The 1,692-nt window shown below is 67.1% G+C and carries 1 protein-coding gene; it reads left to right on the top strand.

All coding sequences use genetic code 11. From position 1 onward, the window contains the following. Positions 1–54: 54 nt before the first annotated feature. The coding region (locus KME78_RS63565; protein WP_246655205.1) for an ISAzo13 family transposase at positions 55–1,692 on the top strand (1,638 nt) is incomplete at its 3' end.

Below are 1,692 nucleotides of genomic sequence, written 5' to 3'. Positions count from 1 at the left end.
GGAGCCGTCAAGAAATAAGGCGTTGCTTTTCGATCTTGAACTCGTTGACTTGGTATGGGCATACCGAGCGAGGTCCGCGATCAGCTTGTCTCGCGGTTCAGGGTGCTGTTTCCGCACCTGAACGAGCGACAGCGGCGTCTGGTGATGGGACAGGAGGCTCGGCTGCTCGGACATGGTGGGGTGCGGACGGTGGCGGCCGTGGCCGGGGTATCCGAAACGACGGTCCGCACCGGGGTGTTCGAGCTAGAGGCTGGCGAGGATCCGCTGCCGGACGGCCGCGTCCGTCGTCGTGGTGGAGGTCGCAAGGCCGCCGAAGCTCAGGACCCGGATCTGGTGCCAACACTGCTGGCGCTGGTGGAGCCGGATGAGCGCGGGGATCCGACCTCGCCGCTGCGCTGGACCACCAAGTCGCTGCGCGATCTGGCCCAGGAGCTGACCGGGCAGGGCCATCCGGTCTCGGCGCCGACGGTGGGCCGGCTGTTGAAGGAACAAGGCTTCAGTCTGCAGGCCAATGCCAAGACGCTGGAAGGCAAGCAGCACCCGGACCGGGACGCGCAATTCCATTACATCAACGAGCAGGTCAAGGCCCATCAGGCGGACGGCGAGCCGGTGATCAGCGTGGACACGAAGAAGAAGGAGCATCTGGGCGATCTGCCGAACGCCGGCCGGCAGTGGCGACCGAAGGGCGATCCGGTTCGGGTCGAGGACCACAGCTTCTTCTTCACTGGCCCGGATGTGCCGCACGCGATCCCGTACGGGATCTACGACGTGGTCAACGACACGGGCTGGGTGAACGTCGGGATCGATCACGACACCTCGGCGTTCGCGGTGGAGTCGATCCGGCGCTGGTGGCGCGGCCGCGGCAGCCTGGACTACCCGAACGCGGACCGGCTGCTGATCACTGCGGACTGCGGGGGCTCCAACAGCTATCGCTACCGGTTATGGAAGGCCGAACTGGCCGACTTCGCCGCTGAGACCGGGCTGGCGGTGACCGTCTGCCACTTTCCGCCCGGCACCAGCAAGTGGAACAAGATAGAGCACCGGCTGTTCTCACACATCACCATGAACTGGCGCGGCAGGCCCCTGACCAGCCACGAGGTCGTGGTCAACAGCATCGCCGCGACCCGCACCCGCACCGGGCTGAGCGTCGCGGCCGAACTGGACACCAACGCCTACCCGCTGGGCGTGTCGGTGTCCGCCGAGCGGATGAGCATGCTGCCGATCGTCCCGCATACCGAGCGCGGCGCCTGGAACTACACGATCGGCCCGACAGACGAAAACCCGCACCTGCCCGTATGCGACGATCGGGCGCGCATCCGGTCCGAAAGCCTGCACGCCCTGGCCGATCCCCGGCTGACCGGGATGAGCCGCAAGGAGCTGAACGAGCTGGCCGCATCCCTGGCTCCGGGTCAGGCGGCCCTGGCCGAGCAGCGCAACTTCGAAATCCGCGGTGGCCCACGCCGACAGGCCAAGGCCAACCACGGACGCCCCCTGCTCACCGACGCCGACAAGGTCCTGATCACCATCGTCTATCTCCGCCAGATCTGCTCCCAGCGCGTCCTGTCGGAGCTGCTCGAGATCAGCCAGCCCCCGATCGGCCAGGCGGTCACCGAGACCGGCAAGCTCCTGGCCGCCCGCAAACTCAAGATCGACCCCACCGTGCTGCGCTTCTCCAGCGCCGGTGCGCTCCGC

The sequence above is a fragment of the Nonomuraea guangzhouensis genome (assembly GCF_019396345.1).
In the GTDB taxonomy this organism is placed as follows: Bacteria; Actinomycetota; Actinomycetes; order Streptosporangiales; family Streptosporangiaceae; genus Nonomuraea; species Nonomuraea guangzhouensis.
The sequence above is the reverse complement of the archived record's forward strand: the minus strand, read 5'-3'. Positions and strand labels throughout refer to the sequence as shown.